The sequence below is a fragment of the Actinoallomurus bryophytorum genome, from assembly GCF_006716425.1.
Taxonomy (GTDB): Bacteria; Actinomycetota; Actinomycetes; order Streptosporangiales; family Streptosporangiaceae; genus Actinoallomurus; species Actinoallomurus bryophytorum.
Genome location: NZ_VFOZ01000003.1, coordinates 275,196 through 290,224, shown reverse-complemented (window position 1 = coordinate 290,224; position 15,029 = coordinate 275,196). Strand labels below are relative to the sequence as shown.

Here is a 15,029-nt window from a genome sequence, read left to right as displayed (position 1 = left end):
GCCGAGCGCCTGCGAGCCTGCTGACCGTTCCGGGAGATCGCTGAAGATCTGCCTGGGGTGCGTCATGACGGCGGTGCGACCAGGCCCGCCTCGTAGGCGATGATGACGAGGTGGACCCGGTCGCGGGCGCCCAGTTTGGTGAACAACCGGGCCACGTGCGCCTTGGCGGTGGCCACGCTGACGTACAGCTGCGCGGCGATCTCACCGTTGGACATGCCGCGTCCGACGAGGGTCAGCACCTCGCGCTCGCGTGCCGTGATGCCCTCGACGTTACGCCGCGGCGGGGCGGGCTCGGGGCGGCCGGCGAACTCCGCGATCAACCGGCGCGTGACGCCCGGCGCGATCAGGGCATCGCCCGCGGCGACGACGCGGATCGCCGCGAGGATGTCCTCCAGCGCCATGTCCTTGACGAGGAAGCCGCTCGCGCCGGCGCGCAGAGCGCCGTAGACGTAGTCGTCGTCGTCGAACGTGGTGAGGATGAGGACGCGCGGCGCCTCGGCGTCCGCCGTGATGATCCGAGTCGCCTCGATGCCGTCCATGCCGGGCATCCGGATGTCCATCACCACCACGTCAGGGTCGGAGTCCCCGGCGATACGGACGGCCTCGGTGCCCGTTCCGGCCTCTCCCACGATCTCCAGGTCGGGATGGTCGGCGACGAGCACCCGCAGCCCGGCCCGTACGAGCGGCTGGTCGTCGGCCAGGACGACACGGACCGTCATCGAGATTCCGCGGGGACCGGCAGCCGCGCCGACACACCGAACCCGCCGTCGGCACGCGGTCCCGCGCTGAAGTGGCCGTGCAGCAGGGCGGCGCGTTCGCGCATCCCGGCGATGCCGTATCCGGCGACCGGGGCACCGATGGTGCCACGCCCATCGTCGGTGACCTCGACGCGCAACTCCTCGTCCCGGTAGTCCAGGACCACCCGGCAGTCGCGTGCTCCCGCGTGGCGGATCACGTTGGTGAGGGCCTCCTGGACGATACGGAACGCGGACAGGTCGATGTCGGCGGGCAGCGCACGCTCCTGGCCGAGCCGCCGTACCTCGACCCGGACACCGGCGGCCAGCGACCTGCCGACCAGCCCGTCCAGGTCCGCCAGACCCGGCGTGGGGTCCAGAGGCGCCGACCCTTGATCGGCTTGGCGGAGGGTGCCGAGCATCCGGCGCAGCCCGGCCAGCGTCTCCCGGCTGGTGTCCTCGATGGCGTTCAGCGCGTTGCGTGCCTCCGCCGGTTGCGTGTCGATCACCCGGCCGCCCACGCCCGCCTGGATGGCGATGACGCCGATGCTGTGCGCGATCATGTCGTGCAGCTCACGGGCGATCCGCAGCCGCTCGGCCTGGACGGCCTGCACCGCGGCCTGCGCGCGCTGGGCCTCGCCGTACTCGCGGCGTTGCCCGATCGAACGGCCGATCAGCCAGACGACGACAAGTGCGAGGATCATGAACGCGGCCGGGGTGAGTCCCGGCACGGCCGTCGTGTAGTACATGGCGCAGGCGGACTCGACGATCAGGGTCGAGACGAAGGCGATGCCCGAGGTCCGTTTGGGTTGGTTGGCCGCGATGAAGCCGACGGCGATGTCGGCCGCGGCCACCTGCGCGAACCAGAGGTTCGACGGATAGCCGCCGCCTCCGCCCGGATTGAGCAGCACCATGGCGACCAGGACGAAGAGCATCAGCCCGAGCGCGAGCGACGGCCGGCGCCGCAGCAGGCCGACCGGCAGGAGCATGGCCAGGACGGGCACGATGAACCATGTGCCGAACAACCTGGCCGCCACGATGGCGAGAAGCACGATCGGGAACATGACACCCCCGATCCACGCCAGGACCGTCCGCGTCCTCGAGAACGACCGCCTGAGCAGCGGCGGACGCGGAGGGGTGGACATGCGCCGATCGTAACCAGCCGCGTCCGGCCGGGCATCGGCCCGTGGGACTACGCCCACGGGCTACCCCGAGCCGCCGCGAACACGGCCGGCGGGCCGATGCTCCGTCGATGCCGGTCACGACACCGTTGGCCGCGTGATCAAAACGAACGAACCGGCCGAACGGCGCAGAGGGCGTAAGAGGGCCACGGCGCTGGCCGCCGCGGCGATGACGGTCGCACCGGCGGCATGCACGCTGGCGGCCGCGCCGGGCGCGGTACGGGTCACGGCTCCCGCCGGCACCGCCGCGTGGCGCGCCGACGGCCGGCACCTGCCGGATCCGGTCACGGCCGATCCCGTCACGGTGCACCGCTTCCTGGCCGCCGCCGGCACCGCCGAGCAGCGCGAGCTCGCCGCCGAGTACCCGGGCGTGCTGGGCGGCTTGGACGGCGCGCCGGTCGCGTCGCGGTACGCGGCGAACCGGCGGGCGATGGACGCCGCCGGACCGCCGTACCGGGGCCGGCCGGGCCGGTACCTGCTGTTCGACGCCCGTGGCGACGGGCGGGTGGCACAGGTGTTCGGAGACCTGCGGGCGGCGGACCGGATCGCGGTCCTGGTGCCCGGCGCGGGCGCCCGCGGGGCGAACTTCTGGACCGGGGTGGGCGGCAGGCGGTTCCGCTCGCCCGCCGTCCAGGCGGCCGGGCTGTACCGCGAGGCGGCACGGTACGGCGGCCGGATCGCCGTGATCGCCTGGCTCGGCTACGAGACGCCGAAGGGGATCGAAGCGGCGGAGGCGCGTGAGGACCTGGCACGGGCGGGTGCCGCCGCGCTGGAGCGGTTCGTGGCCGGGCTGGTCGCGGTCCGCCCGGGTGCGACGGTCGCGCTGCTGGGGCACAGCTACGGGTCGACGGTGATCGGGACGGCCGCGCCCCGGCTGCCTGCTCAGGTGACCGACCTCGCGGTGTTCGGCAGCCCCGGGATGGGCGTCCACGACGTGACCGGGCTGGGCACCTCGGCCCGGGTCTGGGCCGGTCAGTCCGCGCGGGACTGGATCCGGTGGGTGCCGGGCGTGCAGGTCTTCGGCCTCGGCCACGGGACCAAGCCAGCCGACCCCGCCTTCGGTGCCCAGGTGTTCCCCACCGCGGACGTGACCGGCCATGACCACTACCTCTCCCCCGGGACCGACTCGCTGACCGCCCTGGCCCGCATCGCCGCGTACGGGGGCCGGACGTGACCACGGCGGGAGTGGAGGTGCCGGTGGGCTGGGCGGCGCGGATCGAGGCGGCGACGCCGGCGTACCGGGACCGGACCGTGGACGCGCTGCGGGCCGTGGCGATCCTCGGCGTGGTGTCCGGGCACTGGCTGGTGTCGGCGCTGGTCAGCGACCCGTACCGGCCGGCGGCGCTGCACGGCGCGAGCCCGCTGGCGTACGCGCCGGGTCTCGCGCCGGTGACGTGGCTCTTCCAGACGCTGAGCCTGTTCTTCTTCGCCGGCGGGTACGCGGCGGCGCGCAGCGTCGAGGGCCGCGACCGCCGGTCCTGGCTGGGGTCACGGGTCTCGCGGGCGGCGCGGCCGGTGCTGGTGCTCCTCGCCGTCTGGCTGCCGGCCCTGTGGCTGCTGTCCGCGACCGGCGCGCCCAGGAGTACCCGGCACGTGGTCTGGTCGCTGGTCTCGCATCCCCTGTGGTTCCTGCTGGTGTACCTGGTGCTGACCGCGCTCACGCCGGTGCTGCGCGCCGCGGTCCTGCGAGGCGGAGCGTGGTCGGTCCTGCCGCCGGTGGCGGTGGTCGCGCTGACCGACGCGGCGCACGGCCACGGGTTGCCCGGCTGGCTCGCGACGGCGACAGTGCCGGTGGCGTGGGCGGCGCCGTACCTGCTGGGTGTCGCGCTCGCCGAGGGCAGGCTGCCGCGCCGGGCCGCCGCGGTGCTGCTGCCGCTGGGCATGGCCGGCGGCGCGGCGCTCGTGTCGCTGGCCGGCTATCCGGCCAGCGCGGTCGGCGTGCCCGGCGCGGCACGGTCGAACCTGGACCCGCCGTCGCTGTTCACCCTGGCGCTGGGCGCCGCCCAGCTCGGCGCGTTCCTGCTGCTGCGGCCGTGGCTGGCCCGGCTGCTGCGCCGGCCCGCCGCGTGGGCGCCCGTCGCCGCGCTCAACCTCGCCGCGATGACCCTCTACTGCTGGCACCAGAGCGCGCTGCTGCTGGTCACGTTCGCGGGCCTGCTCGTGGGCGGGCTGCCGGGCCTGCTCGACGCCCCCACCGGTGACTGGCCCGCGCATCGGTTGCCGTGGCTGCCGGTGTTCGCCCTGGTCCTGGCGGGCCTGTGCTCGCTGTTCCACCGCTTCGAGGCCCGCGCGGCCGGGCGCCGGGGCGGATGAGAGAAGATATGCCGACATGCCGGTCAGAGCCGTACGGGAACACCTTGCCTGAACATCACCGAACCACGCCGCCGGACCCGAGCGGCCTGCGAGGCGACTGCGAGAGCTGCTTCGCGCTGTGCTGCGTGGCGCCGGCCTTCTCCGCCTCGGTGGACTTCGCCATCGACAAGAGGGCCGGTCAGGCGTGCCCGAACCTCGCGCCGGACTTCCGCTGCGGCATCCACGCCCGGCTGCGCGGCGACGGGTTCCGCGGCTGCACCGTCTATGACTGCTTCGGTGCCGGGCAGAAGGTCTCCCAGGTCACGTTCGGGGGCCGGGACTGGCGGTCCAGCCCCACCACGGCACGGCGGATGTTCCAGATCTTCTCGATCATGCGGGACCTGCACGAGCTGCTGTGGTACCTGACCGAGGCGCAGAGACTGACCCCGGCGAGCGCCCTGCGGGACGAGCTCGCCCGCGCGCTGGACGACACCGAGCGCCTCACCGGCGACGGCCCGGACGTTCTGGCCGGGCTCGACGTGGCGGCACACCGCCGCGACGTCAACACGCTGCTCGTGCGCGCGAGCGAACGCGTACGTGCCGGCGTCCCGCACCGGGACCACCGGGGCGCGGACCTGATCGGCGCCCGGCTCGCAGGCGCCGACCTGCGGGCCGCCAACCTGCGCGGGGCGCTCCTGATCGGCGCCGATCTGAGAGGCGCGGACCTGGGCCTGGCCGACCTCACCGGCGCGGACCTGAGAGACGCCGACCTGCGGGGCGCCGACCTGACCGCCGGCATCTTCCTCACCCAGTCCCAGCTGGACGCGGCCAGGGGCGACGCGCGGACCGGACTGCCCCGATCGCTGTCCCGTCCCGCGCACTGGTAGACGCTCGGTCCTTCCAAGACTGCGTCAACAGATCTATTGACGATGCATTCGCTGTCAACTAAAAAGATGTCATGGCTCAGATACCCACGCTGCGGGAACTCGTCGGCCTGGTGCTCCTCGATGGCATCGCCGAGCCACGCGACCCCGTCGCACAGATCGGCGCCGCGGAGCGGATCGCCGGTGAGCTCAACGTTCTCGGCGAGAGCCTGGTCGGCTTCTTCGTGGAGCTGGCCCGCGCCGAGGGGTGCTCGTGGGCGGACATCGGCGCGCCACGCGGCCTCAGCCGGCAGGGCGCGCAACAGCGCTACGCACCGTTGATCGGCCAGCTGACCGTCGAGGATCTCGTCCGCGCCGGCGTCCTGCGGCGATTCGACGACGAAGCGCTCGACTGCCTTCGCCGCGCCGAGACACGCGCGGGCCGGCTCGCCCACGACGCGGTCGACAGCGGCGATCTCCTCGTCGCGGTCCTCGACGATCCGGCCGGGCTTGCCGGCACCGTCATCCGCGCGCTCGGCGCCGATCCGGCGGACGTCCGCGCCGCCCTCGATGAGGAGCCGGACGATAACCGGCCGGCCGCGACGGCGCAGCCTGCGATCGGCTCGGACGTCCGCCGGGCGATCGACGGCGCGGCCGCCGAGGCCCAAGGGCACGGCGTCACGGTGGCGCACCTCTTCCTCGGGCTTCTGCGCACACCCGGCAGCCGCGCCGGCCAGGTACTCGTGGCGCGCGGCGTCACCCGGCCGGCCGCGCTCGCCCAGTTGCTCGGCCTCGCCGGCCGCCCGGCACGGGACCCGGCATGACGGCCCTGCAGCAGGTCGCCGACACGCTCGAAGCCCTGCCGACCACGGCGTTCCTCGTCCTCGACCGGGGCCGGGTCGTGCTCGACCACGGCGCGACGACCGCGCCGGGCCATCTGGCCTCGGCGCGCAAAAGCATCCTCTCCGTCCTCTACGGACCCGCGGTCGCCGACGGGACCATCCGGCTCGGCGCCACCCTCGGCGAACTCGGCATCGACGACACCGGCGGGCTCCTGCCGCAAGAACGTCGCGCCACAGTCCGCGACCTGCTGACGTCGAGTTCCGGTGTTTATCACCCGTCCGCGACCGTGGCCGGACCCGAGCAGGACGCGCCGGCCCGGGGCACACAGCCGCCGGGCGCGCTGTTCCTCTACAACAACTGGGACTTCAACACCCTCGGCACGATCTTCGAGCAGTGCACCGGCCGGTCCGTCTTCGACGCGCTCGCCGACGACCTGGCCGCACCGCTCGGCTTCGAGGACTTCGACCCGGGTCGCCAGCGACTGCTCGGCCGCCCGGACGTGTCCGAGCACCTCGCGCACCACTTCTCCCTCTCCGCCCGCGACCTCGGGCGGCTCGGCGCGATGCTGCTCCAGGGCGGGCGCTGGGACGGCCGGCAGGTGGTGCCCGCGCCCTGGGTGGCCGAAAGCACCTCGGTCCAGGTCGATCGCGGCGCCGGGGTGCAGCTCGACTACGGCTACTCCTGGTGGCTCCCCCGTTTTCTGGGACGCGGCTCCTTCCTGGCCATCGGCAACTTCGGCCAGTACCTGCTCTGCGTACCGCCAGGGCTGGTGATCGTGCACCTGCGGGCCGTGCCCGACGACATCGTCCTCGCCCGCTCCCAGGGCACGCAGCCACCGCAGATCGACTCCGTGAGTCCACAGCAGTTCATGAAGCTGGTACGGGCGGTACAGGCCACGCTGCGGCCGTGACCACCCACGCCGCGGGCGGCCGTCAAACGCGCCGTGCGCCACCTGAACGGCCGGATGGTGCGGTCAACGGCCCGCTACGGCCTTCGCCAGGAACTCCTCCTGGGCGATCAGCTCCCGCTCGCTGACGGTCAGCGGGAACTGCGTGAAGCCGTGGGCGGCCTCGGCGACCACCTCGAGTACGGTGTCGTTGCCCGCCGCCTCCCAGCGAGCCGCCATGAACAGCGTGTCGTCCAGCAGCAGATCCTGGGTGCCGACCACGAACCGGGCCGCCGGCAGGCCGGCCAGGTCGGCGTACAGCGGGGAGACGTCGGGCCGCCGGAGCTCCTCCGCGCTCATGCCCGGCACGAACTGCTCATAGAACCAGCCCATGGTCGGCGTGGACAGGACCAGGTTGAGGTCGCCCCACAGCCGCTGGCTGGGCGTCATCGCCAGGTCGAAGACGCCGAAGGTCAGCTGTGCGGCGCGGAACGCCGCGGCCCGCGCGCCCAGGCGCAGCAGGGTGACCACCGCCAGATGCCCGCCGGCCGACTCGCCGCCGATCGTCAGCCGGTCCGTGCCGAACTCACGCACGGCGTTGTCGATCAGCCAGCGCGCCGCGTCCTCGCAGTCATCGGGCCCGGCCGGGTACGGGTGCTCGGGTGCGAGCCGGTAGCCGACGCTGACCACCGCCATCTCGGCGGCCGTCGCGAGCCGCCACAGCGCGGCGTCCTGGCCGTCCGCCGAGCCGAAGACCCATCCGCCGCCGTGGATGTGCAGGTGCACCCCGCGTACGACGGGCGGGACGAACACCCGCAGCGGCACCTGACCCGCGCGCCCTGTGATCGCACGGTCCTGGCCCTCGTCCACCCGCGCCGGCACCGGGAACGGTCCCTCGCCGCTTTCACGCGCCGCCCGCGATGCCACCGGATCGTTCAGCTCATAGTGGGCAGGCAGAGTGGCGAGGACCTCGATCAGGGTCTGGTTGAAGGAGCGGGTCTGCGCGGCGACGTCCGCGCCGGTCGTGATGAGCATGGCCCCAGCCTGCCCCAGCCGCCCCCTGCGGAACAGGCCCGAACGCTCATCGCCGATGGTCAAGGCACGGGATCGCTACGCTCTGGCCATGAGCGAGTCCCCCCGAATCTTCTCCCGCGTCCTCGACGGAAACGTGTGCGTCTACGACCCGTCAGGCGATGCCCAGGGCGTGCTCGATCCGGTGGTGGTGTTCCCCGTACGGCCGGGGGACGAGGTCCTCGGCCATACCGGCTCCGCCGATCTCAGCCGTGCGGTCTACACGACCACGGACGCCGTTGCCTGCGTCACCGACGGCGGGACCGAGCTTTGGCGCTATGACCTCGAACCCCGGTCGACCACGAAACACGGCCACAGCCCCAGCTGCAGGTTCTCCGCCGACGGCGCACTGGTATGGGTCTACCGGCCCGACGCCATGGCTGGCCGGGGCGGCGTCGACAAGTGGGTCGTGCTCGATGCCGAGAAGGGCACCGTAGTGGCCCAAACCGACCTGGGAACCGTCGGCCATGGCGCCATCCACTTCCGGCATCCCGACGGCGTGCACATGCTCCTCGACGTCGGCGAAGGTCAGGACGGCTCGAACCTGTTCCGCGGAGCCCTCGACGGTGGCGACCTGAACCTGTTCACCTACCCGTGGGGCGACCGGGCGCTGATCGACCTGGCGGCCGACGGCGAGCAGTTCATGACCATCGATGACGACCAGTCCGACGTGGCGTTCCACACCTATCCGGACGGCGAGGAATTCCTTCGCCTCCCCCTCGAAGCCTTCGGATACGAGACCGAGGAGTGGAGCGAGGCCTACGTCGAATGGAGTAGCGGCTACCTGGACTCCGAAACGGCCATCGTCACGATCGGGGGCGAGGACGAGGACGGGCAGGAGTGGTGGCACCACTACCGGGTCGGCATTCGCACCGGAGAGGTCGGCCCCAGGCTCGACCAGCGGACGTCGTGTGTCATCGAGCCCGCCGGCGACGGTTCCTGGCTCACCACGGACGCCGACGGCCGCCCCGTACGCCGGTTGAACGGTTGAATATCCCGTCGAGCCGGGGCAGGCCGGTCCCTAGCATGGGGCGGTGCTGACACCCGAACTCCCGATCAGGACCGAACGGCTCCTCCTGCGCGCCTACACCGAAGACGACCTCGACGACCTGCACGACATCCAGTCCCGGCCGGACGTGGCCCGCTACCTGTACTGGGGCACGAGGGACCGCGAACAGACGCGCGAGTCCCTGCGGTTGAAAATCGCCGCGTCGGAGCTGCGCGAGGAGGGGGAGAACCTCACGCTCGCGGTCGAACTGCCCGGGACCGGCAAGGTGATCGGCGACGTCCTGCTCATCTGGGTCAGCCGCGAGCACCGGCAGGGCGAGATCGGCTACATCTTCCATCCCGGCCACGGCGGGCACGGGTACGCCACCGAAGCCGCCGAGGTGATGCTGCGGCTCGGCTTCGAAGATCTCGGCCTGCACCGCGTCGTCGGCCGCCTGGACGGGCGCAACACCGCGTCGGCGCGTGTGCTCGAACGCCTCGGCATGCGGCGTGAGGCCTGCTTCGTGCAGAACGAGGTCGTCAAGGGCGAATGGACGGACGAGCTGGTCTACGCGATGCTCGAGGACGAGTGGTCCGCGCGCGCCTAGCGATCAGGCGGGGAGCCGGTTGACGGCATGCTCGCCGGTGGCCCACAGGTACTGCACCGCGTACGCGCGCCAGGGCCGCCATGCCATCGAGTGACGGGTCAGCGCCGCCGGCGTCGCGGGCAGGCCGAGCTGCCGGGCGGCCATGCGAACGCCCAGGTCGGTGGGGATGAAGGCGTCCGGGTCGCCGAGTGAGCGCATCGCGATGGTCTCGATCGTCCAGGGCCCCATGCCGGGCAGCACGGCGAGCCGCTCACGTGCCCGCGCCCAGTCACTGCCGGGGCCCAGGTCGATCTCGCCGGCGGCGAGCGTATGGGCCAGGGTCGTCAGGGTCGTACGGCGTGCCTGCGGGAAGGCGAAGGAGGAGGGGTCCACGGTGGCCACCGTGGCCGAGTCGGGGAACAGGTGGGTCAGCCCGCCCTCGGTGTCGGTGACCGGCTCGCCGTGGGCGCTCACCAGACGGCCCGCGTGGGTACGGGCGGCGGCGGTGGAGACCTGCTGGCCGATCACGGCACGGATGGCGAACTCCTCCCCGTCCACGGTGCGCGGCACCCGCCGTCCGGGATGCTTGTCCACGTACGGTGCCAGCGCGGGGTCCTCGCGCAGCAGCTCGTCCACGGCCACCGGGTCGGCATCCAGGTCCAGCAGCCAGCGGCACCTGCTGATCGCGATCGACAGGTCGCGCAGGTCGGCGAGCGCCAGCCGGCACCCGATGTGGTCCGGGGCCGGCCGGAGGGAGACGATCCCCGGTCCGTGCGGAAGACGCAGGGTGCGCCGGTACGCGCCGTCGCGCCACTCCTCGACCCCGGGTACGCCCGTCGCCGCCAGGTGGCCGAACAGGTTGTCGGGAAGCAGCGGCGCGCGGAACGGCAGGCGCAGCGCGAGGGTCCCGGCGGTCTCCGGCGGGCGGCCGCGCCCGACGCGGGCCCTCAGCTCGGTCGGGGACAGGGCGAAGACCTCGCGCACCGTGTCGTTGAACGCCCGGATGCTGGAGAACCCCGAGGCGAACGCGATGTCGCTCATCGGCAGCGTGCTGGTCTCGATCAGCAGCCGGGCGGTCTGCCCACGCTGGGCCCGCGCGATCGCCAGCGGCCCCGCGCCGAGCTCGGCGCGCAGCTGGCGTTCGATCTGGCGGATGCTGTAGCCCAGGCGGCTCGCCAGCCCCGGCACGCCCTCACGGTCGATGATCCCGTCCGCGATCAGCCGCATGGCGCGGGCGACCAGGTCGGCGCGCTCGTTCCACTGCGGTGAGCCGGGGCTGGCATCGGGACGGCACCGCTTACAGGCCCGGAACCCGGCCTGCTGAGCCGCCGCGGCACTGGGGTAGAAACGCATGTTCGCCACCTTGGGCGGCACGACCGGGCAGCTCGGCCGGCAGTAGATCCCGGTGGTGACCACCCCGGTGAAGAACCAGCCGTCGAAGCGTGCGTCCTTGGACTGCACGGCCCGCACACAGCGTTCCACGTCCTCATGCATGAGGTGAGCATCACCTATGGCCACCCACCCAAGCTAGCGGAAAAACGACACCATGCTCGGTGTGCCTCCGGCGACGATGGGCCCAGCGGGCACCGAAGCGGCCGAACACGGGCGGACGGATGCGCGAAGCGCCTGCCGCCGCGCCCTACGATCAAAGAATGACAACGGCCCAGGACAGGGCGCCGAAGCCCCCGCAGCCCGGCCTTCCCTGGGCCGGCCGGCCGCAGCGCGCCGATCTGATCTGCTGGTTCGGCATCGCGGCGAGCGGTCTTTACGCCCTGGCTCTCATCCCCATCCGGCCGCTGCTCATCGGTCACCATCCGGTGCTGCTGGAGCTGCTCACGGGCAGCATGACCTCGATCGTGACCGCCGGGGCGTTCGCGCGCGTCGGACAGGTCCCCATAGCGGTCGCCGTCGCCGCGGCCGTACCCGGAATGATCATGTTCGACCCGTTCTTCTGGTGGGCGGGACGCCGCTGGGGCCGGGGCATGCTCACGATCTTCGCGGGCCGCAGCCGTCGCGGCGGGCGGCTGGTCGTACGGGCGGAGAAATACGGCCGCCGGCTCGGCTGGCTCGGCGTCGTGCTCGCCTACTACCTGCCGATCCCCGCGGCCCTCGTCTTCGTGGTCGCCGGCTGGACCGGGATGCGGCTGCTGACGTTCGTGCTCCTGGACGCCCTCGGCGCCCTGCTGTGGATCTCGCTGCTCGCCGGTCTGGGCTACTACCTCGGCCAGGACGCCGTGGACGTCGCCAAGACCATCTCCCACTACGGCCTGTGGATCTCGATCGGGCTGGTCGTCGTGGTCATCGTCACCCAGCGGGTGCGCAACCGCCGCCCGGAGGCCCCGGTGGAGGACCCGGCGCCCTGACCTGCGGGTCAGTGCCGCCGGTGCGGCGGTGGGGGTGGTGGCGGGGGCGGCAGGGAGTCCAGGCCGGGCGCCTCCTGCGGCCAGACCACCAGCACCGGACACGGCGCGTGGTCGATGACGAAACGCGTCGCGGGACCGAGACTGCGCGGCCCCAGCCGCTCGCGGTCGCCGTCACGCGCGCAGATCAGCAGGTCGGCGTCCTCGGCGGCCCGTACGACCTCCTGCTCGACGCGTCCACGGCGCCGCATCGTCCGTACCGGCCCGCCGAGGAGCTCGGCCGCGGCCGCCAGCAGTTCCTCGGCGGCGGTCTCCGACAGCTCCTTCAGCCGGTCACCGGGGTCGCGCCCGGGACGGCCACGGCCGAGCAGCCCGGCGAACGCCCCGTGCGCGGCACCGGCCGCCTCGGGCCCGATGACGTGGAGCAGGGTGAACTCCGCGCCGGGCGGCGCGAGCGTACGCGCCGCGTCGACGGCCGCCCGCCACGTGCCCTCCGTCACCCAGATGATCACCGACATGGCATCAACCTCCGATCACCGTCAGCATCGCCCACAGTGCCACCGTCGCCCCTGCCAGCGTGGCCGGAACCACCGCCAGCCCCAGGCGGGTGAACTCCCCCAGGGCCGGTTCCTCGTCGCGTTCGTGCAGGACCCGCCGCCACAGCAGGGTGGCCAGCGACCCGACATAGGTGAGGTTGGGGCCGAGGTTCACCCCGATCAGCGTGGCCAGCACCGGGCCGGGCCCGCCGGCCGCGACCAGCGGCGCCAGCGCCAGCACGGCGGGCAGGTTGTTGATCAGGTTGGCGAGGACGGCGGCGACGGCCGCCACCGCCAGCAGCGCGAGCAGGCTCGAACCGTGCGGGAGCACCCTCCCGGCCGCGGAGCCCAGGCCGTTGTCCACCACCGCCTTGACCACGATCCCGAGCGCCAGCACGAACAGGCAGAACAGCGGGCTCGCCGACCCGGCCAGGCCGCGCACGCTCGTACGCCGCCGCGCCAGCGCCCGTACCGACAGCACCAGCGCGCCGCCCAGCGCCGCCCACGCCGGGTTCAGCCCGGCGAGGGAGACCAGCGCGAAGCCGGCGAGGGTCAGCGCCAGCACCACCAGGGTGAACACCGGAAGGCGCGCGCGCTCCGCCGCCGGTTCGGCGCTCGTGCCGGCGCCGGCCGCGAGGTCGGTGCGGAAGAAACGCCGGAACACCAGGTACTCGATCGCGATGGCGACCAGCCACGGCAGCGACATCAGCGCGGCGAACCGGGCGAAGGACAGCCCGCTCGTGTGGAAGGCCAGCAGGTTGGTCAGGTTCGAGACCGGCAGCAGCAGTGACGCCGAGTTGGCCAGATGCGTGCAGGCGTAGACGTGCGGCCGGGGACGCGCGCCCGCACGCGCGGCCGTCGCGAACACCACCGGCGTGAGCAGTACGACGGTCGCATCGAGGCTGAGCACCGCGGTGACGAGGGCGGCCACCACGAACACGCCGGCCAAGAGCCGTTCGGGCCGTCCCCGGCAGGCCCGCGCCAGCAGGTCACCTGCGGCGGTGAACAGCCCCTCGTCGTCGCACAGCTGGGACAGCACCAGCACGGCCGCCAGGAACCCCACGACCGGAAGCAGCTGCCTGACCTGCCCCCACGCCTCCGACGGCGACACCGCGCCCACGGCCACGACCAGCAGGGCCGCGGGTACTGCCGCCGCGGCCTCCGGCAGCCGCCGGGGACGCGCGACGGCGAACGCCAGCACCGCGAGCAGCGACACGACGGAAACGACCTCGGCGACGACGGTGCTCAGTGCGGCCTCCCGACCCGGCCGCGGCCGGGTCGGCTCTCCCGCCCTGCCCACCGCGACGCCTCAGCCTCGGATTATGTCGGACGGCCGGGCTCACCTGCGCCGGGTGACGCGCACGACGACATCATCGAGGGGGCCGCTCGACCCTCATGGCGTGGCCGGGTCGAACTCGTTCGCCACGATGCGCCGGTCATGTACGCCGGCCGCCTGGTCCGAGGCGAGCCACACGATCGGCGGGGCCATCACGGCCGGGTCCAGCAGCCGCGCCCGGACCTCGGCGGGAGCGTCATCGGGGACCATCCCGGTCCGGGTGCCCCCGCCGGGGAGCAGGATGTTGACGGTCACCGGGCCGCCGGCCAGATCCGCCGCCATCACCCGCGACAACGCCTCGACGCCGGCGCCCGACGGCCCGTACGGCACGAAGCCACCGCGGACCATCGTCCGCTCGTTCATCGAGATGTTGACGATCCGCCCCCCGCCCTGGCGGAGCATCGGCGGCACCACCGCGCGGGCCATGAGGAAACAGCCGACGACCTTGGTCTCCACGACGTCACGGAAGCCGGCCGGCGTCACCTCCCAGAACGGCTGCGGCTCCGACAGGAAACGGGGGTTGACCGTACGCATGCCGATGCCCGCGTTGTTGACGAGCATGTCGATGCCGCCCCACGCGTCGTGAGCCCGGGCGACACAGGCGGCGACCGAGCGCTCGTCACGCACGTCGAGGCGGCACGGGATCACCGGCGGGCCGAGCTCCTCGGCCGCCTGTTCGGCCCGTGCCTGGTCGCGGCCGGTGACCATCACCCGTGCGCCGGCCTCGGCGAGCGCGGCCGTCATCGTCGCGCCCAGACCGCTGGTGGCGCCGGTCACCAGGACGCGGATCCCGTTCAGCTCGCTCCCGGGTGTTGATGTAGAGCTGGACATGACGCCCCTTCTCAGATGATCGTCGGTGGGGTTCGACGTTAGGATTTAGAGCATGCTCGAGGTCAACCCGGGACCCGCATCCGGACCCGCACGCTCCGGCCCGCAGGAGGGCCTGAGCATCGGCGAGGCAGCTCGCCGCACCGGCGTCAGCGTGCACACCCTGCGCTACTACGAACGCGCCGGGCTGGTCGTCACCCCCATCGACCGCACCGCCGGCGGCCGGCGCCGCTACCACCGGCTCGACCTCGACTGGATCCTCGTCTGCACCCGGCTGCGCGCCACCGGCATGCCCATCAAGACCATCCGCCGCTACGCGCGGCTCGTGTCAGCAGGGCGCGGCAACGAGAAAGAACGCCTCGCCCTCATGGAAGCCCACCGCGCCGACGTGATGGCCAAGCTCGCCGAGATACAGGAGAACCTCGAGCTCATCGACCACAAGATCGACGTCTACCGAGGCCGGCTCGCCGCGGGCGACGCCGACCGGCTGTGGGCACCCAGCCGCCTGCCGGATGCCCGCTGAGC

Annotated in this window: 16 protein-coding genes; 9 read left to right on the top strand and 7 right to left on the bottom strand. The window is 72.9% G+C overall.

The window, feature by feature from the left end; all coding sequences use genetic code 11:
- Positions 1-62: 62 nt before the first annotated feature.
- Both FB559_RS42690 and FB559_RS42685 read right to left on the bottom strand, forming a co-directional pair.
- Positions 63-719: a response regulator gene (locus tag FB559_RS42690; RefSeq protein WP_141963824.1), complete on the bottom strand. Its 657-nt coding sequence runs from the start codon at positions 717-719 to the stop codon at positions 63-65.
- On the bottom strand, positions 716-1,879 hold the full coding sequence (locus FB559_RS42685; protein WP_141963822.1) for a sensor histidine kinase: 1,164 nt from the start codon (positions 1,877-1,879) through the stop codon (positions 716-718). The genes FB559_RS42690 and FB559_RS42685 overlap by 4 nt, the downstream gene beginning before the upstream one ends.
- Positions 1,880-2,012: 133 nt before the next feature.
- Between FB559_RS42685 and FB559_RS42680 the strand changes: the two genes are divergently transcribed.
- From FB559_RS42680 to FB559_RS42660, 5 genes are all read left to right on the top strand, one after another.
- Positions 2,013-3,089 (top strand): alpha/beta hydrolase, encoded by a 1,077-nt coding sequence (locus FB559_RS42680; protein WP_141963820.1) that lies wholly within the window; start codon positions 2,013-2,015, stop codon positions 3,087-3,089.
- Positions 3,086-4,228, top strand: a complete 1,143-nt coding sequence (locus FB559_RS42675) for an acyltransferase family protein (RefSeq protein WP_141963818.1) — start codon at positions 3,086-3,088, stop codon at positions 4,226-4,228. The genes FB559_RS42680 and FB559_RS42675 overlap by 4 nt, the downstream gene beginning before the upstream one ends.
- 44 nt (positions 4,229-4,272) lie before the next feature.
- Positions 4,273-5,094: a pentapeptide repeat-containing protein gene (locus FB559_RS42670; RefSeq protein ID WP_246122929.1), complete on the top strand. Its 822-nt coding sequence runs from the start codon at positions 4,273-4,275 to the stop codon at positions 5,092-5,094.
- A 71-nt stretch (positions 5,095-5,165) separates the two neighbouring features.
- Positions 5,166-5,894 carry a Clp protease N-terminal domain-containing protein gene (locus FB559_RS42665; protein WP_141963809.1) on the top strand — a complete coding sequence of 243 codons (729 nt, stop codon included), beginning with the start codon at positions 5,166-5,168 and terminating at the stop codon, positions 5,892-5,894.
- Positions 5,891-6,823 carry a serine hydrolase domain-containing protein gene (locus FB559_RS42660; RefSeq protein ID WP_141963802.1) on the top strand — a complete coding sequence of 311 codons (933 nt, stop codon included), beginning with the start codon at positions 5,891-5,893 and terminating at the stop codon, positions 6,821-6,823. The genes FB559_RS42665 and FB559_RS42660 overlap by 4 nt, the downstream gene beginning before the upstream one ends.
- Before the next feature lie 63 nt (positions 6,824-6,886).
- Here FB559_RS42660 and FB559_RS42655 read toward each other — a convergent pair whose 3' ends face one another.
- Positions 6,887-7,834, bottom strand: a complete 948-nt coding sequence (locus FB559_RS42655; protein WP_141963797.1) for an alpha/beta hydrolase — start codon at positions 7,832-7,834, stop codon at positions 6,887-6,889.
- Positions 7,835-7,922: 88 nt separating this feature from the next.
- Between FB559_RS42655 and FB559_RS42650 the strand changes: the two genes are divergently transcribed.
- Both FB559_RS42650 and FB559_RS42645 read left to right on the top strand, forming a co-directional pair.
- Positions 7,923-8,861, top strand: a complete 939-nt coding sequence (locus tag FB559_RS42650) for a hypothetical protein (protein ID WP_141963795.1) — start codon at positions 7,923-7,925, stop codon at positions 8,859-8,861.
- A gap of 43 nt (positions 8,862-8,904) precedes the next feature.
- The gene (locus tag FB559_RS42645; protein WP_141963792.1) at positions 8,905-9,465 is read left to right on the top strand and encodes a GNAT family N-acetyltransferase; all 561 of its coding nucleotides are present in this window, start codon (positions 8,905-8,907) and stop codon (positions 9,463-9,465) included.
- Positions 9,466-9,468: 3 nt separating this feature from the next.
- Here FB559_RS42645 and FB559_RS42640 read toward each other — a convergent pair whose 3' ends face one another.
- Positions 9,469-10,938: an AlkA N-terminal domain-containing protein gene (locus tag FB559_RS42640; protein ID WP_141963790.1), complete on the bottom strand. Its 1,470-nt coding sequence runs from the start codon at positions 10,936-10,938 to the stop codon at positions 9,469-9,471.
- A 158-nt stretch (positions 10,939-11,096) separates the two neighbouring features.
- Here FB559_RS42640 and FB559_RS42635 point away from each other — a divergent pair, with 158 nt between their 5' ends.
- The gene (locus FB559_RS42635) at positions 11,097-11,807 is read left to right on the top strand and encodes a DedA family protein (protein ID WP_185792759.1); all 711 of its coding nucleotides are present in this window, start codon (positions 11,097-11,099) and stop codon (positions 11,805-11,807) included.
- Between the two features lie 8 nt (positions 11,808-11,815).
- Here the strand turns inward: FB559_RS42635 and FB559_RS42630 are convergent, their stop codons facing one another.
- The 3 genes from FB559_RS42630 to FB559_RS42620 form a co-directional block, all read right to left on the bottom strand.
- Positions 11,816-12,322, bottom strand: coding sequence for a universal stress protein (locus FB559_RS42630; protein ID WP_141963787.1), 507 nt, complete (start codon positions 12,320-12,322; stop codon positions 11,816-11,818).
- 4 nt (positions 12,323-12,326) lie between these two features.
- Positions 12,327-13,640: an arsenic transporter gene (locus tag FB559_RS42625; RefSeq protein WP_221640740.1), complete on the bottom strand. Its 1,314-nt coding sequence runs from the start codon at positions 13,638-13,640 to the stop codon at positions 12,327-12,329.
- Positions 13,641-13,733: 93 nt separating this feature from the next.
- Positions 13,734-14,507, bottom strand: a complete 774-nt coding sequence (locus FB559_RS42620; RefSeq protein ID WP_141963785.1) for an SDR family NAD(P)-dependent oxidoreductase — start codon at positions 14,505-14,507, stop codon at positions 13,734-13,736.
- Between the two features lie 52 nt (positions 14,508-14,559).
- Here FB559_RS42620 and FB559_RS42615 point away from each other — a divergent pair, with 52 nt between their 5' ends.
- Complete coding sequence (locus FB559_RS42615) at positions 14,560-15,027, top strand: MerR family transcriptional regulator (protein ID WP_141963783.1); 468 nt, start codon at positions 14,560-14,562, stop codon at positions 15,025-15,027.
- The last annotated feature ends 2 nt before the right edge of the window (positions 15,028-15,029 follow it).